The sequence below is a fragment of the Ignavibacterium sp. genome, from assembly GCA_032027145.1.
Lineage (GTDB): Bacteria > Bacteroidota > Ignavibacteria > Ignavibacteriales > Ignavibacteriaceae > IGN3.
On record JAVSMP010000001.1, the window covers coordinates 3503269 to 3527004 of the forward strand.

Here is a 23736-nt window from a genome sequence, read left to right on the forward strand (position 1 = left end):
CACTAATACTTGATAGATTCATCAATATCATCTATAAGGTCATCGGCTCTTTCTTTTGAAATTTCATCTTTAGTAAGAAATGATTGAAGAATCACATCCACCTGCTGAATAAGATTTCTCTTATAATATTTTGGTGCATAGATAGAACCATCAAGCATATATAGTCTTCTGCTTTTTTCCTCATAAAAAGTATAGTTAACAAAAGGACCGCCCATTCCTTTTATGTTCAAATCCCATAAACCTTGTGTATATAGTGCATATCTGTTATTAAAATTAACTTCACTAGTTGTATAAAAACTGTCAGCAATTACTACATAAGCCGAGTCATCAGCAGTTTGATAAAACTTTTTAGTTAATCTGTTACGAATAGATCTGATTGAATCTGCATTAAGATATTCCGGAGTTGCATTATCTATCCAATGAACAAAAATCCATCTTTCCATATCACTGCCGGGCGATCTTCTCAGCCAGACAAACTTATCCTCTTTATCATTCTTTGCAAGTTTAAAATCAGCCTGAACATAAATCATCCATCCATAATCTCTTAAAAGTAACCCTTCAATTGCTTTTCTTTCATATTTAGGAGAATAGAGGCTTTCTTTTAATCTATTGTCTGATTCCTTTTGATAGGCAAACAGCAGATTATCTTTATTTCTTAGGATTTTAAATTCCAATTCCTGCATATTTGAAGCCGAGAGAATTGTAACAAGCTGACCTCTTGCCCAAAGATCATATTTACTTAAAATAAAATCATTATCAGTTTCAAGTTTTTTCTGAACTTCTTGATCAGTAATTGATTTAATATACTGTGATGTGTAAGAGCCGGAATTAAGCGGTGCAACAATAACAATATTTTTTTTCCTTTGAGCTTTATCAATCTGATTGGATGATATTCTATGTAAAGTAAAAAGTTTTTCAGGCAAAGGTGTGTTTATCTCAACTTCAAAAACAGTTTGAAGAGCCAGTTTTAATTCTTCATACTCGGTTGAATCTGCTACAATGTAAATTTCATCTTCAAAACCTGTTGCAGGTTTCTGAACTGAATCACAAGATATAAAAAGAATTAATTGTACAGTTAAAAAGAATAATATCAAATACTTTTTCATAATTACCTCGGAACATTAAGTAAAACCAATTCGAGATTGGGAAAAATTATCAAATATAAAATCCACATAGTAAAACCAGTAGATAGCGGTATCGTCAGATTATCATCAGCAAAACCAAAGGAAATGTTTTCAACAATAGCACCGATAAATGCAGCAACAAAACCAATTACATATTCCATCGGAAAATTACCAACTTTAGGTGTAAAAAAAACTACTATGCTTGCACTAATAAAAAATGATAATGTTCCCTCAAAACTCTTTCTTAAAAATTTTCTTTTGCCATACTTTCTGCCTATTAATGCAGCCATTGAATCACTGATAATTAATATTGTAAAGGCAGTAACAAATATTACCTTAGGAAAAATTATTACACAGATTAAAGCCGAAAGCAAAACATAAGTTGCACCGGTTAAATTCTTCTTTTCATCATCAAGTTCATGCCGGCGTAAAAGGAATCCAAACAGTTTATAAAATAACTTTGCAAATGATTTAGATATAAATCTGCCGCCGTCAATAAATAAGGCTAATATTGTTAAGGCTGCTAAAATAATAAGTGCGGTTTGCTTTGGAATAAAATAGTAAATAACCGGTATAGATAAAGAAAAGAGATGAATTAATTTTCGTACTAATTCATCTCTGTAGTGAATTGTTCCATTATCAATGTGCGTCATCTTTAAGGATTCGTATCAGGTTTATTCCTTTGTTCCATTAATTTTTTAACATGATCTGGAATTTGTTCAGTCTGATTATTCTGGTTATTCTCTTTCTGCACCGGCGGCAGGTGTTCACCTCGAATAATTCTGTCAATCTCTTCAGCATCAAGTATTTCGCGCTCTAATAATTCCTCTGATAATCTATGCAGCAAATTCATATTTTCGCTTAGTATTTTAACTGCTCTTTCAAAGGCAATGTTGATGATGTTTCTTATCTCTTCATCAATTTCAATTGCAGTTTTTTCGCTATAATCTCTATGCTTTTGAATTTCTCTTCCTAAAAATATTTCTTCTTCTTTTGCTCCATAAGCAAGCGGACCAAGTTTATCACTCATTCCCCACTCGCAGACCATCTTCCTTGCGATGTTGGTAGCTTTTTCAATATCATTTCCAGCACCGGTTGTATAATGATTAAAAACAAGTTTTTCAGCAGCACGCCCGCCAAGTGCATAAGTTATCATTGCTTCAAGATATTCTTTAGAATAAGTATGTTTTTCATCAATTGGCAAATAACTTGTAACACCAAGAGCCCTGCCGCGCGGGATAATCGTTACTTTATGAACTGGATCAGCTTCTGGAATCATCCGTGCAACAAGTACATGCCCAACTTCGTGATAAGCAGTTGTCTTTTTTTCTTTTTCGGATATGATAAGACTTTTTCTTTCCATTCCCATCATTACTTTGTCTTTAGCTTCTTCAAAGTCATTCATATCAACTTTTTTCTTATTTTTACGTGCACCAAGTAAAGCAGCTTCATTAACCAGATTAGCTAAATCTGCACCTGATAATCCGGGTGTTCCTTTTGCAAGAACTTCCAGATTAACACCTTCTGCAAGTGGAATATTTCTAGTGTGAACTTTAAGAATTCCTTCTCTTCCTTTTACATCAGGTCTATCAACAACCACCTGTCTGTCAAATCTACCAGGTCTTAACAATGCCGGATCAAGAACATCAGGTCTGTTAGTTGCTGCAATAATTATTACCCCGCTATTCTGTTCAAAACCATCCATCTCTACAAGTAATTGGTTTAATGTTTGTTCACGCTCATCGTGTCCGCCGCCAAGACCAGCACCGCGATGTCTTCCGACAGCATCAATTTCATCAATAAAAATTATACAAGGTGCATTTTTCTTACCTTGCTCAAACAAGTCTCTAACACGACTTGCACCAACACCTACAAACATTTCCACAAAGTCTGCACCCGATATTGAGAAAAACGGAACACCAGCTTCGCCGGCAACTGCACGTGCAAGAAGAGTTTTACCTGTTCCGGGAGGTCCTAATAACAAAACACCTCTTGGAATCTTACCTCCAAGTTTTTGAAATTTAGTAGGTTCTTTCAAGAATTCTATTACTTCTTCCAATTCAAGTTTTGCTTCATCTGCACCAGCAACATCTTTAAATGTAACTCGTTTACTAGAAGGAGTAATTAATTTTGCCTTACTCTTTCCAAACGAAAAGATTCCTCTTGAACCGCCGCTTTGCCCCTGCATTCTTCTCATTATTATAATCCATATAGCAATAATCAGAACCCAGGGTAAAAATCCCACAAGTATATTAACCCATTCGTTTGACTCTTTATTAAATGAGTAATGTATTCCTTTTTCTTTCCATAATTTTTCTTGTTCAATAATTAATGGCTCAGGGATATACACTGAAAATGCCTTTATACCAACAGATTTACCGTTAATAGTAATATCAGTTTCTTTTTTCAAAGTGGCTTTTAAAGTGTAATCATTCGGATCAGATTTTGTAATATTTGCGGAAGTAATATTTTGTGGATCTTCAATCAGTTTTTCATACTGCCCGTAAGGAATCTCAGTAAAATTATCCACACCAGTTCTAAAGATTTGCATTATAATTACCGCAGCTACAATAACTGCTCCCCAGCCAAAAACAAGTCTAATCACCTTTGACCAATCAAAGTTGTCATCAGGTTTATTTGGGCTGCCTTTTGGTAATTTATTTCCTGATTTATTTTCGTTATCGCTCATTTTTTTTTCTAATTATTTTTTTCTGAATTATCGGATAGGGCATAAATGGATCTTAAATTTCTATATTGTTGTGCATAATCTAATCCATATCCAATTACAAATTTGCCCGGAATTTGGAAGCCAATATAATCAATTTTAACATCATATTTCAGGCTTTTTGGTTTCAATAACAGTGTACATACTTTTACACTTCGCGGAGAATATTTTTTGAAGAGGTCTCCGATGTATTTGATTGATAAGCCTGAATCAACAATATCTTCAACAATAATAATATCTCTGTCGTTTACATCACAATTTAATTCTTTGAGCAAGCGCACATTACCGGAAGATAACTTTGCATCTCCATAACTTGAGAGTTTAAAGAAATCTATCTCACAGTTTATTGTTACTCTTTTTATCAAGTCTGAAAGAAAAATAAAAGCACCGTTAAGTACACCAATGAAAATCGGAACTTTTTCAGAGTATTCTTCAGATATTTGTTCAGCAAGCTCTTTAATTCTAAATTGAATTTGTTCTTCAGTTAATAATGGAACAAAAACGTCTTCACCAATAATCAAATTATCCATTTTTAATATATACTTTAAGTGCTTTTTTTGTGGTTGATGTTATCTTGAATCTGTCATCAAGTCTTTTTCCTATAATCCAGACAATCTTATTATTATTCAATAATAATAATTGATTTTTCTTTTCAAATGTATCCATTTTTATATCGTTAAGATAATCAGAAACTTTTTTTGTTCCTTTCATCCCGATCGGATGAAATTTATCGCCATCTTTCCAGTTCCGTATCTGGAAAACACTTTTTACTTCATCAGCAGAGATAAATTCAATGTTAGGATTCTTTAATAGTTTAATATCTGCCGGATTTACCTTTTCGATACTCAAATTTTTATTGCCGATTTTTATTTTTTCACCAACTTTTATTCGTTTTGATATCTTTCCAGGTACTTCAGTTTTTGTTTTAATCAGAATATCATTTCTTGATCTTAATGCAATCAAACCTGCTGACAGTTCTTCAGACTTACCTGCCTGATTATTAATGAGTGATGTTATTTTTTTAATATCTGCTGAATGGAATTTTATCTTAAAATTCTTATCGAGAATATTTTTTAACAGATGTACAGATATCTTCTTATCTTTATTTTCAAAGTAGGTTAATGGAATCTGCACAAACTTATTTTGTTTCAATCTCAAATCACTTTCATTTTTATCAGTTTTTAATTCAGTGATAAGCCCCTGCAGGTTTACGGAGGTATTCAACAATGCTTTATCAAGCGATGGATTTAATTTGCTTTTAATTAAAGGAATAATTTCATTACGCAGAAAGTTCCGCTCAAATTCGCTTGACAAGTTTGATTGATCAATCCTGAACTCATATTGATTTAATTCAAGATAATTAAGTATTTCGGCTTTGCTTAAACAAAGAATCGGTCTTATAATGTTATCACGTTTTACGGGAATACCTGCAATACCGTTTAATCCAGCACCTTTAATCAAATTCAATAAAACAGTTTCCGCATTATCATCTGCATTATGAGCAGTTACAATTTTATCAAATCCAATTGCACCTGCAAGTTTCTCAAAAACAGAATACCTGACTTCTCGGGCAGCTAATTCTATTGAATAATTATTTTCCTGTGCAAAAACTTTTATATTTTTTTTATAAGGATAGAAAGGAATATCAAGTTCTTTACAGACGATTTCACAGAAAATTTCATCTCTATCAGATTCTTTTCCTCTTAAAAGATGATTCACATGAACCGCACTAATTTCAATCTTGAATTTTTTTCTAAATTTATTGAAGAAGTGTAAAACAAAAATAGAATCAGGTCCGCCGCTTAGTGCAATTAAAATCCTATCATTAACTTTGATAAGATCGTTTTCTTTTATAAATCTTAATACTTTTTGTTCAGTAGCCTTCATCAATTGCAAAAGTTCAAATTATCCACGATGTCATTAGCTGTAAAAAAACTGTCACAAATTTAATAAACTTATCAAATTCTATAATGACAGAATTACAAAATTGTTTATTGATAAAAGAGTGTCTTTACAATTAAAGAAATTAATTCTGATTGAAAATGGATTTTCTTTGAATAAAAACCTTCAGGTTAATATCATTGATTGTATTGAGTCTCAGAAAACTAAATAACTTTTAAAATCATCAAGAAAAGAAACAGGTGAATCACAATTAAAGTATTATTTCATTTAATCTCAAGAATCTCAAACTCCATCAAACCTGCGGGAGCTTTAACTTTAACCTTATTACCTGGTTTAGCGCCCATCAGTCCCTGCCCAACAGGAGAAGTAACCGAAATTTTTCCTTCCTGTAAATTTGCCTCTTCGGGAGATACTAAAGTATATTCAAAAACTTTATTTGTTTTAAGGTTTTTGATTTTAACAGTGGAAAGTAAATGAATTTCATCGGCTGGCATTTTAGATGTATCAATTACTCTTGCCCGTGAAAGTACATCTTCCATCTTGCTTATTTTTAACTCAAATAATCCCTGTTCTTCTTTCGCAGCATCATACTCGGCATTTTCTGAGAGATCACCATGTGATCTTGCTTCGGCTATTTTGGCTGCAATTGTTTTCCTGCCGTTTGTTTTCATTTCCTGCAGTTCTTTTTCCAGTTCAATTAGTCGTTCTCGGGTTAAATAAACAAAATTTTTGACGGACATAATAAAATCTTCAATTGTTAGTGATTTAAAAAAAATTGCCACCGTTCTAATAAATCAGAACAGTGGCTGGGCAAAGATAAGAATTGAATATCCTGATGTCAAGAACTAATCCTTCTCCTTTAATAACACCAGCAGCTTAATTAAATAATAAAAACTGATAACATTTTTGTGTATAAAATTCAGAACCTCCGTTTATTATTATACTTATGCTGAATATGGCTTTTTATATACAGTTCAGCTCAACAATTTTAAAAATAAAAAAGGCGATCCTAAGATCGCCTTAATGTTTAGAACTTAATTATTAAATTAGAATGAGTATCTTAAACCTAATTGCATCTGCCATCTTGATAATAAATCATTTGGAGACCAAGGAGTATTAGTAGTTGGTTTACTAAATCTGTAAACCGGTCTTCCGGTTGCTGGATCAGTTCCATTTAAGGTTACAATTGTATAAGTATCCTGTGGAGTTGTCTGGAACCATCCCCACTCAGATTGGATAAGATTCATTACATTCTGTATATCAAGTGAAATCTCAAAACGTCCAATACCCGGAATTATTGCAGCTTGAGTTATTCTCATATCAAGCAAATCATTCCAGGGACCTCTTGATGCATTTCTTTCTGACATCTGACCTTTATGATCGGATAAGTATTCATTATTATTGATAAAATCAAAAAGCTCTGCTTTCTGAGTTGCATTTTCTACGAAAGCCCCGCTGGTAACAGCACCAACTAATATATCGTTTTCATCTTTAGGAATATAGAATAAATCATTTCCGTTTAATCCATCATTGTTCAAGTCTCCATTAACTGTAAATGAAAATCTTCTTCCTGATTGGATATTATAAAAGAATGATATTGTTGTTGGTAAATTATCGAAGAATTCGCGTGAATAAGCAATAGCAGCAAATCCTCTGTGTCCCATATCGAAGCTTGAATAAGTTAATGGAGGCTTATTTGGATCGCTTGAAATAGGATTATATCTGATCTGTGATTGAGCCTGTGATGACAGCACACTGTTTATATCTTTTGTAATACCGTAATTATATCCAACATTAAATGATAATCCAGAAGCTACATTTCTTTGCAATTGAACAGAGAAATTTATCTGATTACCTTCATCAGTATTAGTTAAATAAAGTACATCAACATATCTGTTACTGTAACTATTGGTACCGCCATATCTTGGTCTGCCATCTCCCGGTATTGTGTTTGTTGATGGATTCAAATTCAATTTTTGATATACAAGATCGTTGATTGACTTTGAATACATAAATTCAACTGTACCAATCATTCCCCCGGGTAATTCCTGATCAACACCGAGGTTTGCTCTTAAAATCTGGGGCCATTTGAAATCAGGATCAATAAGATCTATTTCGGATCTGAAACTTGGTGAACCTGTTCCAGGATCACCAACACCAGGTTGATTGTACGGATCAACTGAGAAACCAACGTTACCACCTGAAGCCTGGTTAACTTCAGCAAGTAAGGTTCCGGTGTTTCCATAATTGTTAGACATCCAGACATAAGGAATACGACCAGTGAAAATTCCGACACCACCACGCACCTGAGTTGATCTGTTACCAGATACATCCCAGTTAAATCCAAATCTTGGTGAAAACATTATGTTGCCACTTGGTACGTCAGAGGTCTTATAATCTGGGAAATTTTCTGTAACCTGTGGATTATAGTCTGGTTCGGTCGGCAGAAACGGAATATCAGCTCTAACTCCAAAAGTTACTTTAAAAGTTGGAACAATTGTCCACTCGTCCTGTAAGTAAAAACCAAGTTGATTTACACTAAATCTTGCGGCAGGTTTTTCTACACCAGGGACGCGTGAAAATACTTTCTGATAATAACTCGGTGTATTATTTTGCAAATCTGCTAATGTATTAAACTCATAATATCCAAAGAATGATCTTATGAATGCATTTCTGAAAGTGAAAAACTCATTGTGAGTACCGACAGTTAAAACGTGATTACCAAAATAAGCTGAGAAGTTATTGGTAAATTCAAATATATCCTGATCTAATTCATTCACAGAAGAAAATCTGTCAGGACCAGCAACCAGAATTACCGCTTCTCTCATTACTCTTACTTCAGGACGTGTTTCGGAAGTACCTGCTCTTCTGTCTCTGATAGAAGTAAAACCTAAGATCAGGTCGTTTGAAAAGTTATTTCCAAGTGTACTGTTTAATTGCAGAACCGTAGAGTTAGTTATATTTCTGATTCTGTAATTAAAAGTATTAAACGATACCTGATTATTAGCATTTCTTCCAGCTAATACATCCTGATAAGAATTGACATAATTATGTCTTAAAGTAAACTTATGATTTTCAGATTGATTAAAATCTAATCTGATAAATAACTTGTTGCTTGGTTGTTCAAGTGTTGTAGCACCATAGGTACCAGCATCCATACCTTTTGATTTTAAGATATTGTAAAACTGATCAGCAAGACTTTCTGCAGATGCAGGACCAGTAACCAAAGAAATATTTGATAATGGTTGATCTTTTCTTGTTACTTCACCATTAAGAAACATAAATAATTTATCTTTAATGATTGGACCGCCAAGTCTGAACCCACCGGCATATTCTTTAAATTCAGGATATTCTTGTTCATTAGATTCTGTCTCAGGCTTATCAGTTATAAATGCACCATTACCAACAAGTTTCTGATTTCTTCCATATCCATAAACAGATCCTGTCCATTTGTTGGTACCGCTTCTTGTAATAGCATTAAGACCGCCTCCGGTAAAACTTCCATACTTTACATCGTAAGGAGCAACAATAACCTGAAACTCCTGTATTGCATCAATACTAATTGGATTGGTTCCTGTTTGACCACCGGGTGCGCCGGATGCACCTAATCCAAATAAATCATTGTACTGTGTACCATCAATTTGAATGTTGTTGTAACGATTATTTCTTCCGGCAATAGAGTTGCTTGTTCCACTTGCCTGCGGAGAAAGTTTTGCAAGATCACCAAAGTTTTTACCAATAGACGGTACTAACTCTATATCTCTTGCTGTAACGTTTTGTGTTGCACCAGTTCTGTTACTTGAGATAATTGAATTTTTTTCTCCGATGACAGTAATATCACCTAATTGAACTGCGTCCTCAACTAAAGTATAATCAACTCTAAGATTTTGACCTAATTGAAGTGCTGGAATCGTTGATTCCTGTGATTTGTAGCCAACAAAAGAAACTGTAACTATATATGGACCGCCGGTCCTTAAACCGTTTAAATTATATTTTCCATCAACACGAGAGGTTGTACCATATTGGGTTCCTGATGGAGAGTGAACCGCAATTATGTTTGCACCAGGTAAGGGATCACCTTTTGCATCTACTATTGTTCCATTCATTGCTGAGGTTGTAACACCTTGTGCAAACGAATTGTTATGCACTAAAAAGAATGAAAACATTATCAGCAGCAGGAATGAAAGGAAAGAGTATTTTTTTGTCATATTTTCTCCTTGATTGAATTAAAGAATTGAATAGTTAAAAGATATTGAAAATAAATTGTAAATAAGTTTTCCATAGCATGTTTGCTGTAAAAGGCACAGGAAATATTAGGCTATTAGATTATTTATGCAAGCATATTAATCATTTTTTAAATAATTATTTTTCAGTAACATGAAAATGAATACTTGCTTTTTAACTATATCCGAATTTTTCGATTGAATTTTCATTTCTATATTTTGCATATAGTCAATTAAAAATTAAAAGAAAAAAAATGTTCAGAAAAAAAATAATTTTACTCTTTCTCATAATTGTAAGTGTAAATCTTACCGCTCAACAGAAATCTTACAATATTTTAATATCTTTTGACGGCTTCCGCTGGGATTATCCAAATCGAGGTATTACTCCAAATCTTGAGTTTATAAAACAGAACGGAGTTCATGCAAGTTCATTAAAACCATGTTTCCCGACAAAAACCTTTCCTAATCATTATTCAATTGTAACAGGGTTGTATCCCCAGAACCACGGAATCATTGCAAATACTTTTTACAATCCGATAACCGAAAAGATTTATAGAATCGGAGATACTGCCGCTGTAAGAGATCCGCAAAATTATATCGGCGAAGCAATCTGGGAAACTGCAAAACGACAAGGAGTAATTACTGCCAGCTATTTTTGGCCTGGTTCTGAACTTACTCTTGAATACAGAAGACCAAATTATTATGAAAAGTATGATCATCACAGACCATATTCAAAAAGAATTGAAGGAGTATTAAACTGGTTAAAGCTTCCATTTAATCAACGCCCAAAGCTGATTACAGTTTATTTTGATGCTACTGATACTTATGGTCATCAGTTTGGAACAAATTCTCCGGAAGTTACTCGAAGCATTATGCAATTAGACAGTTTGATTGGAAACCTTTTCGATGGTCTTAAGAGTTTAAATCTTTATGACAGCACAAATGTAATAATTGTATCGGATCATGGAATGACTGATGTTGACAATGTTAAAATTATTAATATTGAAGAGATATTATCCAATACCAAACAGAAAATTGTTGATTCCGGACCAGTGATGTATCTCTTCCCTGATAATGATGGTGATAAATCAAAAATCTACGGGCTGTTAAAAGCTTCTGAAAAGAATTACAAGGTTTATTACAAAGAGGAAATTCCTGAGTATTTTAATTTTTCAAAAAGTTTTATCATTCCTCCAATTTTAATATTAGCTGAGCCTGGATGGAGTCTTATAACAAATCGTGAAGTAAAAAAATACAGCAATTTGGGTTTCGGCGGTGATCATGGCTATGATAACAACTTTATAGATATGCATGGGATATTTTTTGCCATTGGACCTGACTTTAAAACCGGATATACCTGCGGTACTATCCAAAATATTGATATTAATCCATTGCTTGCAAAACTACTTCATATTATACCGAATCAAAAAATTGATGGAAAGTTTGAACAGATAGAGTTTTTATTGAAGGATTATTAAAACCTGATATCGTTTCTGAATATTAATTCTAAAGTTATTTATCAGGCAGCAGAGGAAATACATTTGAAACATCTTAATATTAACTATTTAAAAGATAAACTTAGTAACGGTCTTGAATACATTTTGTATCAGGATAATTCATTACCAATAGTTTCGGTTAATATCTGGTATCGTGTGGGCTCTGGTTATGAAAAGAAGGGTAAGACAGGTTTAGCTCATTTGTTTGAACATATGATGTTTCAAGGATCTGTAAATGTACCTAAGGAAATGCATTTCAAATATATTCAGGAATCAGGCGGTACGCTTAATGGTTCTACTTCAAGAGACAGAACTAATTATTTTGAAAAACTTCCTTCAAATAATTTAGAACTTGCTTTATGGTTGGAATCTGACAGGATGGGATATTTTCTTCCAGCATTAACTCAGGAAAAGCTTAACAATCAGAAAGATGTGGTAAAGAATGAACGGCTTGAAAACTATGACAATCAACCTTATGGATTAGCGTGGGAAATCTTAAATAAAAATGTTTATCCGGCAGATCACCCTTATAACTGGATAACTATCGGACATCTAAAAGATATTGAAAGTTATACGCTTGAAGATGTTGAAGAATTTTTTAAAAAATATTACTCGCCGGATAATGCCTGTGTTGTGGTTGCCGGTGATATTAAGATAGCAGAAACAATTGATCTGATTAAAAAATATTTTTTAGAGATTCAATCGTTTAACACTGCTGAGAAACCGGAAAAGAAATTAGTAAAGCTAAATCATAATATTTATCTGGAACATGAAGATAATGTTCAGCTAGAAAGACTTTATTTATCATGGCCATCGGAATTTATTTTTGACAAACATGATGCGGCACTCGAAGTTTTTGCTGATTTGTTATCCGGAACCAAAAATTCACGTTTGCATAAAAAATTAGTTATTGAAATGCAGGCTGCAATAGATGTAACCTCATTTCAATATTCCGGCAGGTTCGGCGGACAGTTTGTTATTGTCTGCACACTAAAGCCGGCACAAAATGCTGATAACATAAAACAAATTATACTGGATGAAATTAATAATTTTATAATTGATGATGTTTCTGAAAAAGAACTTGAAAAATCAAAGAATGGAATTAAATCACAATTTGTTTATTCTATGCAAAACCTGGATAATATTGCAGATCATCTGAACTATTATAACTATTTTCTTGGAGAACCAAATTCATTTGAGTTTGATCTTAACAGATATAATTCGGTTACAAATGATGCTATCAAAACAGCGGTGCGCAAATATCTGCTTAATCCTTTTGTTGAACTTAGAATTTTACCCAGACGCAGTCAATGAGATTAAACCGGAAAAATAAACCTGCTGAGGCTTCAAACATTAAATTTAATCTGCCTTTACCAGAAGAATTTAATTTAGATAACGGATTAAGAGTAATCTTTATTCAAAAAAAGAATCTTCCGATTATTAAAACTTTAATGATTTTAAATGCTGGAAGTAAATTTGACTACAAGTCAAAAAAAGGATTATCTCATCTGACAGCACTTACGCTTGATGAAGGTGCCGGAGGAATCAGTGCTCTTGATTTAAGTGATGCATTTGATATACTTGGCTCTGATTTTAGTTTATCTGCTAGTCACGATCTTATAAATATTAATCTTCAGTCTTTGTCAGAACACTTTGAGAAATCTATCGAGCTTTTTTCTAAAGTAATTTTATACCCTGATTTTAATGAATATGATTTTGAGCGTGAGAAAAAGAAACTTCTTGTCAGGATCTTACAGAATAAAGATAAACCGGATTATGTAGCAGACCGGCTTTTCGAAAAGATTGTTTTCTCGCCTGATAATTCTTATGCTTTTCCAATTATCGGTTATACAGATACAGTATCTTCTATAACCAGAGATGAAGTAAAAAAATTCTATGCTGAATATTTCTTTCCAAAAAATTCCACTCTAATTGTGGTCGGCAATATTGAAATTGAAAATCTGAAAAGCATTCTTAATAAAAATCTGAAAGAATGGATAAACAGCGGTTCAGTAAAACCAGTCCCGAATAATTTTAAAATTAGTGATAAAAAAATTTATGTCTGTCATAAAGATAATTCAGTTCAAACCGAGATCAGAGTTGGTCATTTATCCCAGCCAAGAAACCAGAAAGATTTTTTTCAGCGTCTTCTACTTAATACAATACTTGGCGGTCAGTTTACCAGCAGAATAAATCTTAATCTAAGAGAAAGAAACGGCTACACATACGGTGCAACATCAAGATTTAACTATTACAAAGATGCATCGTTTTTTGAAGTCTCAACTTCGGTTGGAATTGAAAACACTGCTAATGCTGTTAAAGAAATTCTTTTTGAACTTGAGCAGATAAAAAACGGTGTTAAAGATTCTGAGCTTGAATTTGCAAAATCATCTATTACAAAGAGATTTCCATTGGGTTTTGAAACTTATGGACAACTTACATCGGGTTTGTCCGGAAGAGTACTGTTTGATTTATCATCCGATTATTTTTCAAGTTATGTTGATAATGTAAACTCTGTGGATAAAGCTGAGGTTAATCTGGCAGCAAATTCTTTTATTAATAATGATGCTTTAACCATAGTACTTGTTGGAGATAAAGAGAAAATTATTCCGCAGGTACAAAACCTGGGTATAGGAATTTATGAAGCTGATTTATATGGAAATGTTCAGGTATAATTTCTACATATTTAATACTAGATCACCCGGCTGAATAAAGCGATATCCAATTTTTCTGTATCCGGGTATCAGTTCAGTAATAAGCAAATAATCCTCTGCAGAAATTATCACGACTCTTTCTTCTTTTTTAGCCAAAGTCTTAATATACTCTCCGAAGCTTGATTCAGGATTAAGAGAATTAATCTTTAAAATATCAAATCTGCTGCTCTTTACAATTTTAATGTTTCTCTTTTTTAATGCGGCTTCAATTACTTTATAATTCACAGATTTAAACAAATCAGAATTAACATCAACAATAAAGAATGCTGCAGAGTTAAAAGCAGAAATAATATTCTTTAATGAAAGTATTGTTCTGTTTTCCGGAATTGAAGATGACAGTTTATAATCAAATTCTGTTATATCATCATTAAGAATAACAGCAAATCTCCTTTCAAAATTTTTCAGATCTTTTAACAGAGACTTTGATTTACTGTCAGGAACAAGAACAGCATAAAATAATTCAGGTGTTCTTAACAACTTGCTGTATTGTTCTAAATTATCCGGTTTTATATCCGAGACTAAAAAAGAAACAGCACCGAACTCTCTTCTGATTTTATCATCATAACTTAGTTCAGCCGCCAACTTTAAATATTTTTCGGAAATAATTTTCAGAAGAACTTTTTTTTCTTTCGTTTTTTCTTCACTTATGATATCAGCGTTATAATCCCATAACAATTCACTTACTTCCAACTGAAGCAGATTGATCGGAACATCTTTTGGAACAATAATATTATATGAAGCGAAGAGTGAATCCCCAGTTATCTGTTTAATCTTCTTCTTTTTGATCCAGCTGTTTTCAATTCCATAATTATATAAAGCTGATCTGAATAAGCTGTCAACGGATGCGCCGGATATCTCATCTCTGTTTTGTTTTAGTTCATCTTTTGCAATAAACTTATTAATAAAAACATTAACAAAAAGCAGAACAATTACTACAACTAAAAGAACAATTGAAATATTTTTAAGAGAAAATCTTAACACTGAATGTTTAATTATTTATTTATAAAAACCGGTTTTCTTTTTTCCAGAAATGCTTGTGTACCCTCTTTAAAGTCCTCAGTGCCACAGCAAAGAGCAAATAATGCTGCTTCAAAATTTTGTCCTTCCTGTAAAGATACTTCATCAACAGCTTTGATAGATTTTAATGCTAATCTAACAGCCTGCTGACCTTTGGAAGCAATTTTAACTGCCATATCAAAAGCCTGACTTTGTAATTCACTTTGCGGATACACTTTATTAACCAAGCCTATTCGTAAAGCTTCATTAGCATCAATCATATCGCCAGTTAAAATCATTTCAGCAGCTCTGCCCGAATTGATAAGTCTGGTAAGTCTTTGGGTTCCGCCATAGCCAGGAATAATTCCAAGATTAACTTCAGGCTGCCCAAACTTTGCATTTTCACTTGCTAATCTTAAATGACAAGATAAAGCAAGCTCACATCCGCCTCCGAGAGCAAATCCATTAACAGCTGCAATAACTGGTTTTTCAAACTTTTCAATCAGAGAAAAAACTGATTGTCCAAACTCAGCAAATATTTTACCTTCTAACATATTTAGCTTATTGATTTCAGATATGTCTGCACCTGCAATAAAAGCTTTTTCACCGCTTCCGGTAATTATCACTACAAAAATATTTTCATCTGATCTTAATCTCTCCAAAACATTTTTTAATTCAACTAAGGTATCATGGTTCAGGGCATTTAATTTATCTGGTCTGTTTACAGTTATCAGTCCGATATTCTGGTTAACATTAAGCAGTAAATTTCTATAATCCATTTTATCACCTCTCAAAAATTTATAGATAAAGGAATTCTTACTTTCAGATCTAAAGAAACAAATTGTTTTTCAGGCAGATAATTATAGGATGCAACTAATTCCATCATAAACATTGAAAATCCTGCTCCCGCACTGAAACCAAAATCATGTTTATCCTTAGTAAAATTATTTTTCCCGGCATTTTTATCAAATTCATGTAGTGTATACGAATAACAATATGCAGCAGAGATCTGAGCAATGGGCATCAGTAAAATTATATTTTCCAATATCGGAGAAAAATAATATCGGGCGCCGATATTAACAGGAATTGCATTTACATGATAATTTGAGTAATCGGTTTCTCTATAGAAATCTTGTGAACCGGGAAATTGTTCAAAACCTATTTTTGTGTATAAAAACACAGGTAGAAATTCATTGTCTGTATAAGAAAATTCTATATTAACACCGTATCCTAAATTTGTGGTACTGGAAAAATCAGCTATCGGAAATCTTGGTCCTACTCCAAATGACATAAATAATCCGGATACTCTGCCCGAAGGCGGTTGTTCTGCATACATTGACAATTGAAGAAGAAACATTAAAATCAGAAAATATTTTGTTGTAGTTATTATCTTAATCATAAACTCAGTTTAATTAATTATTTAATAATCTCCTGTGAATTAATAATAATCTGTTTTGATAATCTGCTGCCATAGTATCCGGTTTGATAAATCGTAAATAAACCAATTAAAGAAACTATAAAAAAAATAAAAGCAATAATCCTTTTAGAAGAATATTTTTTGTTAACAATAAATCTTACTGCAAGTATAGCTGAGAAAAACCAAACTGTTATGTTTGCATAAAGCTGATGCTGTTCAAAAATTTGTTTTGAATCTGACTGCCAATTACTGATCATTTCAGCTGCTCGATTACCGGTAAGAACTGCAAATAAAGCAGCAGTAACACCAAGGACTAAAAATAAAAAAGCTGTTTTATTAAAGTATTCTTTTTGAGTGATAAAATACAGCAGTTCAATAAATGGATAAACACATAATAAGGCAATCGGAAAATGAATTATCTTTAAATGTATTTGAGTAAAAATTTCCACAGGCTGTTTGGTTAAATTGTTTTAGTTTTATCGGGCTGCATATATAAAAACATTTTTTTTATCTTCGATTTATAAATTTAATACTCAACTTTATACAAGAATAAACCTTTTGCTGGAACAGCTTCAAACGCAGATTCTCTGTTTTTTAATCTAAAAACTCCGTTAAGATAATTCTCTGGTTCAGGCAATTCCTGAGACCTTAACAAAGTTCCTGCAATTGTTCTAACCATTCCGTGTAAAAATCTATCTGCCTTAATATAGAAAACTATCAGATCACGGATTTCGCGCCAGCCAATCTGGTAAACAGTGCAGATTTTATTTTCAACCTCTGAATTTTTTCTGCTGAATGAGGTAAAATCATTTGTTCCGGCAATTATTTTAGAAAGATAATTAAGTTTTGCTAAATCAATTTCTTTATGATAAAAATAACTAAAATTTCTGAAGAACGGATTTTTTGTTTTGGAAATCAGATAAAAATATACTCTTCTCTTTGCATCAAATCTGGAGTGAAAATCCTCTGATACTTCTTCCATTTTTTTAATTGAGATATCAAAGGGAAGAACAGAATTAAGTGAATGTTTGAATCTATAAATATCTATCAAATTATTTGTGCGGAAATTTGCAACCTGTCCGGCAGCATGCACACCGCTGTCAGTCCTTCCTGATCCAATAAGATTAATTTTCTCTTTTAACAATAATTCAATCGCATCAGTAATAGTCTTCTGAACAGTTTTACAGTTTTCCTGGATCTGCCAGCCGGCATATTCTGTTCCATCATATTGTATTAAAAGTTTATAATTTTTCAAGAATTAATGTGTTTTTAATTTACATCGTAAAGATATACCGCTTTTAAAACTATCCCAACTAAATATTTTTATCATAAACCAGTTAACTAATTGTTATAAGTTTCTTATTTTAACACAAGAAAATTTCTTGTCAAAAAAGTATTTCTAATTAAATAAAATGCAATCTGATCCAAAAGAAACAAATAATACTGTAAGCAACGGCACAAACATAGCCGCCGAAGACCTGATGAAGTATAAATTGCTTTACGAGAATTATCCATTAATTCTTTTCAGTATTTCTTTGGATAAGAAAATTATTTCTATTAACAAAAATGGTGCTTCTGAACTTGGATATGATGTTAATGAATTAATCGGTACTGATATTTCAGATATTTATATCCTTACTGAAAAGGATAGAATTGATAAACAAATTAAGTATGTGTTATTAAATCCGGGTAAACAATCTTCGCATGAAATGATTATGCTTAGAAAGAATGGTCAAAGTTTTTGGGTTCGTGAAACAATCTATACTTCTGCAGATACTGAAATAATTACCGAGATCAATTTCGTTTGTGATAATATAACCTATCAAAAAAATGCTGAAGAGAATGCAAAAAAACTCGCTCAAAGTCTTCAGAATATGCTGGATGCAACTCCTTTGGGGGTATTAGTGTACAGCTTGGATGAGAATGATGATCTGATTCTGATAAGCACAAATCAGTCGGCTGTCAATAAACTAAAGATTGACGTTTATAAACTTATATCAAAAAAGATACAGGATATTTTTCCCGGACTATTAAAAGAGAATTTCATTGAGAAGTTTAAGTCCGTATTAAAAACCGGCAAATCTCTATTAAATGCACAGTTAAATTATGAGGATACTTATTTAAAAGGAGTTTATGAGTTTTCAGTAATGAAGTTAACTTCAAATACTATTGCTGTCTTTTTTAACGACATAACAGAAAAACATAAAGCAACCGAAGCACTTATTCAGAGTGAAATAAAATATAAAACTCTTTTTGAATCTGCTAATGATGCAATCATTTTGGTTTTTAACGGTGTAATAGTTGACTGTAACCAAAAAACACTTGAACTATTTAAATGTACAAAAGAAATGTTCAAAGATATTCCTCCTTACGATCTTTCACCTGAATACCAGCCAGATGGAACTGTATCGAGCCTTAAAGGGAAGAAGAAAATCAATGATGCGTTATCGGGTCAACTGCAGTTTTTTGAATGGACTCATAAAAGATTTGATGAAAGTATTTTTATTGCGGAAATCAGTTTAAACAGAATTCAGTTGGGTAATTTAGTTTTTGTTCAAGCAATAGTTAGAGATATTACCGAAAGAAAAAATTCGGAAAGAATTATTTCTGAACAAAAAAGAGAACTTGCTACATTAATGAGTAACCTGCCAGGAATGGCTTATCGCTGCAAAAATAATATTAACTGGACAATGGAATTTGTGAGTGAAGGATGCTATCAGTTGACCGGTTACAGGCAGGATGAACTTATAAATGATAAACAAATAAGTTATGCAAGCCTCATTCATAAAAATGATCAGCTTTTAGTTTATGAGATAATCCAGAATGCAGTTGCAAATCATGAACCTTTTACTTTATTGTACAGAATTCTAACCTGGCAGGGTTTAGAAAAATGGGTTTGGGAAAAAGGACGTGCTGTATATGATGAGTTCGGAAATGTTGTTTGCCTTGAGGGCTTTATTACAGATATAACTGAACGGAAACTTTCTGAAGAAAAAGTAAATATACTTGCTCAAACATTAAAAAATGTTTCTGAATGTGTGTGCATAACCAATATACGCGATAAAATAATATTTGTTAACAAGTCTTTCAGCAGAGTTTATGGATACTCTCAAACTGAAATTATCGGCAAACCAATTTCACTAATCCGTTCACCAAATAACGATGCTGCGGTTGTTAAAGAAATTCATCCCCAAACGCTTGCAGGAGGCTGGACAGGTGAACTGATAAATAAAAGAAAGAACGGCGAGGAGTTTCCAGTATATTTATCAACTTCGCTAATAACTGATGATTCAGGTAAGCCAATAGCACTTGCTGCCGTTAGTATGGATATAACTGAAGCAAAAATGCGGCAGAAAGAATTAACGGATGCAAAGGATAAAGCTGAACAGGTATCCAGAATTAAGAGCAACTTCTTTACTAATGTAAGTCATGAATTAAGATCACCTCTTGTAGGTATCCTTGGCTTTGCTGAAATATTAAAAAATGAAATAAAAAATCCGGCACTTGCTGATATGGCTGAAACAATTCTGTTAGGCGGCAAACGACTTCTCGAAACTCTAAATAATGTACTGGATCTTTCTAGAATAGAAACAGATAAAATTAAAATTAATTACAAAGAAATTAATTTAGCTGGATTTGTAAACGAAAATATCAAGTTGTTTAATGCACTTGCAGAAAAAAAGAATCTCAAGCTGCTTGTTAAAAAATCTAAAGGAGATGTATATATACTTGCTGATGAACATTTGCTTTTTCAGATTTTCAATAATCTTATGACAAATGCCATTAAATATACTCACTCTGGTTCTGTTACTGCTGAGATAAAATCTTTTAAGAAGAATGATCTTAGATTTGCATCTTTAAGTATTACTGATACCGGAATCGGAATACGAGATGAAAATAAGATGATAATATTTGAAGCTTTCAGACAGGTTAGTGAGGGCTTGAACCGGCAGTTTGAAGGCACAGGTTTGGGATTAACAATAACCAAGAAGCTTGTTGAAATGATGTCTGGTGAAATTATTCTTAAAAGTAAACTTGGCAGTGGCTCAACTTTTCAGATTGTTTTTCCTCTTCAAAGTGCCAAGCTAAAAGAAAAGGATAAGAAAGAAAATAAAAAATCAGATAAGAAAACTGAAGAGACACCGATTTTAAATAGTCTTCATAAAGTCTTAATGGTTGATGATGATTCTGCAAGCAGAGATATAGCTAAGTTGTTTTTAAAGAATATCTGCGAAATGGACTTTGCTTTTACCGGACAGGATGCAATTGCTATGGCATTGATCAATGATTATAAATTAATACTGCTGGATATAAATCTGGGAATCGGTCTTTCGGGAATTGAAGTTGCTCAAAAAATAAAAAGTATAAAAGGTTATGAAAAAATTCCTATCGTTGCATTAACTGCTTTTGCTCTGCCGGGTGAAAAGGAGGAATTTTTGAATGCCGGATGTACACACTATCTCTCAAAACCTTTCAGCAGAAATGATCTTGTTGAGTTATTAAAAGATTTGGTCTGATTACTTTATATAAACTGTTTTAATATTAACAAACTCTTTAATACCAAACGGAGATAGCTCTCTTCCATATCCTGATTCTTTTATTCCGCCAAACGGCAAACGCGGATCTGATTTAACAAAATCATTTACAAAACAGCATCCTGCATTGAGTTTTTCTTTAGCAATCTGCTCCCCTCTTTTATTATCTTTTGTAAACACAGCTGCTCCTAAACCAAAAATACTTTTATTTGCTAATTCAACAGCCTCATCATCATCTTTTGCTTTAATTAAAGCAGCTACGGGACCAAACAATTCCTCATCGAATGCAGGCATACCAGGTTTAACATTTATTAAGATTGTCGGAGGGTAATAAGCCCCATCAAGAGAAGGAATTTTTCCGCCAAGAATTATTTCTGCTCCAAGTTTTACACTTCTCAACACCTGATCGTGCAGCTCATCTCTAAGCTGAATACTAGCTTGCGGACCGAGATGATTTTTCTCATCTAAAGGATCGCCCATTTTTTTCTCAGACATAAATCTGAGATAATATTTTTCAAATTCATCGTAAACTTTTTCAACAATGATAAAACGCTTTGCAGCAATACAGCTTTGTCCTGCATTTATCAATCTTGAATTAACACAAGAGAATGCAGCTTTTTCCAAATCCGCATCTTCAAGCACAAGGTAAGGATCGCTTCCGCCAAGTTCTAAAACTGTTTTTTTAATTAAACTGCCAGCTAAAGATGCAACCGATTTACCTGCAGGTACACTTCCGGTTAAAGTAACAGCCTGAATATTTTTATTTTCAATTACAGACTTCACATTTTTTGAAGTAACCGCTAGTGTTCTGAAGAGATTCTCAGGAAATCCTGCTTTTCTAAACACATCTTCAATAGCTAAGGCACAGCCGGTAACATTTGATGCGTGTTTTAAAACACCTGCATTACCAGCCATTAAATTAGGAGCTGCAAATCTGAAGACCTGCCAAAATGGAAAATTCCATGGCATTACAGCAAGAATAACACCCAGCGGTACATAAGAAACAAAACTTTTTGAAGCCTCAGTTTTTATAATTTCATCAGCCAAAAACCACTCAGCATTTTCTGAATAGTAATCACACACCCAGGCACACTTCTCAACTTCAGCTCTGGACTGGGCTATTGGTTTACCCATCTCCATTGTCATCAAAACAGAATATTCCTCAGAATTTTGCCGTAATACTTTTGCCGCTTTTCTCATTAACTCTGAACGCAGCGCAAATGTAGTTTCTTTCCATTTTAAAAATGACTGATGAGCAAGTGAAATGATCTCAGAAGACTGTTCTGTGGTCATTTCATCGTATTGTTTTAATACTTTATTGTTTGAAGGATTTATTGATGTTAACATAATATTTAAAATTTAAAAAGTTCTTTTTATAACGACAATTGTTTTATCATCATTATAGGTTCCGTTTTTCGAATACTTAAAGACATCTTCAAGTATTCCAAGTGCAATTTCTTTAGATGATTTATCTTTTAATTTCCTTACAATGGTGTTAAGTCTTTGTTCACCATAAAATGATGATTTATTATTTGCTGCTTCAGTAACTCCATCAGAATATAACACAAGAATATCATTTGGATAAATATTAATATTTTCAACAGAATATTTTGATTGAGGGACAGGACCCAGTACCGGACCGGTTGTTTCGAGATATGTAATTTTTTTTATTTTACTTTTGTAAAACAGAGGCGGATTATGTCCGGCATTTGCATATAAAAACAATCCGTTTTTATTAGTTGTAAGCTCGCCGTAAAACAATGAAGTAAATTTATCATCCTCAAAAATTTTATTGACCAGTTCATTCATTTGCTTCATAATCAGCGAGATATTAACATCAAATGTAGTTGTCATTCTTAAAGCACCTGAAACATACATTGCCTCTGCAGCTGCTGCAATACCCTTGCTGGCAGCATCTCCAATAGCAATTCCAACACGATCATTATTTTCACCGATTTCCAGATAATCAAAAAAATCTCCGCCAACAATTTCAGCAGGATCTGTTATTCCATAAATTTCAAAGTGACTGAAATTAAACTCATGCTCAGGTAAAATACTCCTCTGAAGCTGACGGGCTTTATCAATATCTGCTTTTAGCTGATTTGCGCTGTAAGATATTCTTCGCTGCTTTATTTGAGAAGTAAGTGCGGTAGAAATTATACTGAGATTTATTTTTAGTTCTTCATCAATATTTTTTGAATTAAGAGCAATTACATATTCATAAAATGGTTTCCCCTGTATTTTAACTTTATACCCTACACCGGAAGCTGAATATTTAAATATGCCTTTTTTCCTTAATGCTTCGATTGTTTCATGACCAAGTATTGTTCTTGATTGTGCAAGTTGTTCGAAAACAGGATACTCCAATGCTTTGATAACAAAGCTTTTTTCAATTTTATCCATTCTTCCGGTTTGATAGAGCAATTTATACCCTTCTATTTCAGGATATAACTTCCATATTCTTCCCCCGATAAATCCGATTGAAGGATCCTGAACAATTTCATTGATAACTTTTTTAAGCATCTCTTCATCAGAAAAAAATTTTTGAGATGCAATGGTTTCAACCGTTTTATGTAGCTTTTTTTGATCTAACATCTTAACCTG

At 32.8% G+C, this 23736-nt stretch carries 18 protein-coding genes; 4 read left to right on the forward strand and 14 right to left on the reverse strand.

The window, feature by feature from the left end; genetic code table 11:
* Positions 1-2: 2 nt before the first annotated feature.
* From ROY99_14700 to ROY99_14730, 7 genes are all read right to left on the reverse strand, one after another.
* A complete protein-coding gene (locus ROY99_14700; GenBank protein ID MDT3697631.1) occupies positions 3-1106 on the reverse strand; it encodes a DUF4837 family protein in 1104 nt (367 codons plus the stop codon).
* A 2-nt stretch (positions 1107-1108) separates the two neighbouring features.
* Positions 1109-1777: a dolichol kinase gene (locus ROY99_14705; GenBank protein ID MDT3697632.1), complete on the reverse strand. Its 669-nt coding sequence runs from the start codon at positions 1775-1777 to the stop codon at positions 1109-1111.
* 2 nt (positions 1778-1779) lie between these two features.
* Complete coding sequence (gene ftsH, locus ROY99_14710) at positions 1780-3813, reverse strand: ATP-dependent zinc metalloprotease FtsH (GenBank protein ID MDT3697633.1); 2034 nt, start codon at positions 3811-3813, stop codon at positions 1780-1782.
* A gap of 8 nt (positions 3814-3821) precedes the next feature.
* Entirely contained in the window at positions 3822-4379 is a 558-nt protein-coding gene (gene hpt, locus ROY99_14715) for a hypoxanthine phosphoribosyltransferase (GenBank protein ID MDT3697634.1), read from the reverse strand.
* Complete coding sequence (gene tilS, locus ROY99_14720) at positions 4372-5736, reverse strand: tRNA lysidine(34) synthetase TilS (GenBank protein MDT3697635.1); 1365 nt, start codon at positions 5734-5736, stop codon at positions 4372-4374. The genes hpt and tilS overlap by 8 nt, the downstream gene beginning before the upstream one ends.
* Before the next feature lie 278 nt (positions 5737-6014).
* A complete protein-coding gene (greA, locus tag ROY99_14725) occupies positions 6015-6491 on the reverse strand; it encodes a transcription elongation factor GreA (GenBank protein MDT3697636.1) in 477 nt (158 codons plus the stop codon).
* A gap of 306 nt (positions 6492-6797) precedes the next feature.
* Positions 6798-9959: a carboxypeptidase regulatory-like domain-containing protein gene (locus ROY99_14730; protein ID MDT3697637.1), complete on the reverse strand. Its 3162-nt coding sequence runs from the start codon at positions 9957-9959 to the stop codon at positions 6798-6800.
* Between the two features lie 269 nt (positions 9960-10228).
* On the opposite strand from ROY99_14730, the gene ROY99_14735 reads away from it, so the two are divergent.
* The 3 genes from ROY99_14735 to ROY99_14745 all read left to right on the forward strand — a co-directional run bounded on the left by ROY99_14735 (position 10229) and on the right by ROY99_14745 (position 14145).
* A complete protein-coding gene (locus tag ROY99_14735; protein MDT3697638.1) occupies positions 10229-11452 on the forward strand; it encodes an ectonucleotide pyrophosphatase/phosphodiesterase in 1224 nt (407 codons plus the stop codon).
* Positions 11453-11515: 63 nt separating this feature from the next.
* The gene (locus ROY99_14740) at positions 11516-12784 is read left to right on the forward strand and encodes a pitrilysin family protein (GenBank protein MDT3697639.1); all 1269 of its coding nucleotides are present in this window, start codon (positions 11516-11518) and stop codon (positions 12782-12784) included.
* A complete protein-coding gene (locus ROY99_14745; GenBank protein ID MDT3697640.1) occupies positions 12781-14145 on the forward strand; it encodes a pitrilysin family protein in 1365 nt (454 codons plus the stop codon). Before ROY99_14740 ends, ROY99_14745 begins: the two co-directional genes overlap by 4 nt.
* A gap of 3 nt (positions 14146-14148) precedes the next feature.
* Here ROY99_14745 and ROY99_14750 read toward each other — a convergent pair whose 3' ends face one another.
* From ROY99_14750 to truA, 5 genes are all read right to left on the reverse strand, one after another.
* Positions 14149-15165, reverse strand: a complete 1017-nt coding sequence (locus ROY99_14750) for a hypothetical protein (GenBank protein MDT3697641.1) — start codon at positions 15163-15165, stop codon at positions 14149-14151.
* Between the two features lie 11 nt (positions 15166-15176).
* Positions 15177-15959, reverse strand: a complete 783-nt coding sequence (locus tag ROY99_14755; protein ID MDT3697642.1) for an enoyl-CoA hydratase-related protein — start codon at positions 15957-15959, stop codon at positions 15177-15179.
* An 11-nt stretch (positions 15960-15970) separates the two neighbouring features.
* A complete protein-coding gene (locus ROY99_14760) occupies positions 15971-16579 on the reverse strand; it encodes a hypothetical protein (GenBank protein MDT3697643.1) in 609 nt (202 codons plus the stop codon).
* Positions 16580-16596: 17 nt separating this feature from the next.
* Positions 16597-17046, reverse strand: a complete 450-nt coding sequence (locus ROY99_14765) for a DUF2231 domain-containing protein (protein ID MDT3697644.1) — start codon at positions 17044-17046, stop codon at positions 16597-16599.
* Between the two features lie 77 nt (positions 17047-17123).
* Positions 17124-17852 carry a tRNA pseudouridine(38-40) synthase TruA gene (gene truA / locus ROY99_14770; GenBank protein ID MDT3697645.1) on the reverse strand — a complete coding sequence of 243 codons (729 nt, stop codon included), beginning with the start codon at positions 17850-17852 and terminating at the stop codon, positions 17124-17126.
* Positions 17853-18009: 157 nt separating this feature from the next.
* Here truA and ROY99_14775 point away from each other — a divergent pair, with 157 nt between their 5' ends.
* Entirely contained in the window at positions 18010-21114 is a 3105-nt protein-coding gene (locus ROY99_14775) for a PAS domain S-box protein (GenBank protein MDT3697646.1), read from the forward strand.
* On the opposite strand, the gene ROY99_14780 is transcribed toward ROY99_14775, so the two are convergent.
* Together ROY99_14780 and ROY99_14785 are read right to left on the reverse strand one after the other, a co-directional pair.
* Complete coding sequence (locus tag ROY99_14780) at positions 21115-22479, reverse strand: NAD-dependent succinate-semialdehyde dehydrogenase (GenBank protein ID MDT3697647.1); 1365 nt, start codon at positions 22477-22479, stop codon at positions 21115-21117.
* A 12-nt stretch (positions 22480-22491) separates the two neighbouring features.
* A complete protein-coding gene (locus ROY99_14785; protein ID MDT3697648.1) occupies positions 22492-23727 on the reverse strand; it encodes a SpoIIE family protein phosphatase in 1236 nt (411 codons plus the stop codon).
* Between the last annotated feature and the right edge of the window lie 9 nt (positions 23728-23736).

Bases quoted from the DNA above. Each gene is read 5' to 3' on its own strand.
- ftsH (MDT3697633.1), bottom strand. From the start codon at position 3,813: ATGAGCGATAACGAAAATAAATCAGGAAATAAATTACCAAAAGGCAGC.
- ROY99_14755 (MDT3697642.1), bottom strand. From the start codon at position 15,959: ATGGATTATAGAAATTTACTGCTTAATGTTAACCAGAATATCGGACTG.
- ROY99_14775 (MDT3697646.1), top strand. From the start codon at position 18,010: ATGCAATCTGATCCAAAAGAAACAAATAATACTGTAAGCAACGGCACA.
- hpt (MDT3697634.1), bottom strand. From the start codon at position 4,379: ATGGATAATTTGATTATTGGTGAAGACGTTTTTGTTCCATTATTAACT.
- ROY99_14760 (MDT3697643.1), bottom strand. From the start codon at position 16,579: ATGATTAAGATAATAACTACAACAAAATATTTTCTGATTTTAATGTTT.
- ROY99_14730 (MDT3697637.1), bottom strand. From the start codon at position 9,959: ATGACAAAAAAATACTCTTTCCTTTCATTCCTGCTGCTGATAATGTTT.
- ROY99_14745 (MDT3697640.1), top strand. From the start codon at position 12,781: ATGAGATTAAACCGGAAAAATAAACCTGCTGAGGCTTCAAACATTAAA.
- ROY99_14700 (MDT3697631.1), bottom strand. From the start codon at position 1,106: ATGAAAAAGTATTTGATATTATTCTTTTTAACTGTACAATTAATTCTT.
- greA (MDT3697636.1), bottom strand. From the start codon at position 6,491: ATGTCCGTCAAAAATTTTGTTTATTTAACCCGAGAACGACTAATTGAA.
- ROY99_14735 (MDT3697638.1), top strand. From the start codon at position 10,229: ATGTTCAGAAAAAAAATAATTTTACTCTTTCTCATAATTGTAAGTGTA.
- ROY99_14705 (MDT3697632.1), bottom strand. From the start codon at position 1,777: ATGACGCACATTGATAATGGAACAATTCACTACAGAGATGAATTAGTA.
- ROY99_14785 (MDT3697648.1), bottom strand. From the start codon at position 23,727: ATGTTAGATCAAAAAAAGCTACATAAAACGGTTGAAACCATTGCATCT.
- tilS (MDT3697635.1), bottom strand. From the start codon at position 5,736: ATGAAGGCTACTGAACAAAAAGTATTAAGATTTATAAAAGAAAACGAT.
- ROY99_14780 (MDT3697647.1), bottom strand. From the start codon at position 22,479: ATGTTAACATCAATAAATCCTTCAAACAATAAAGTATTAAAACAATAC.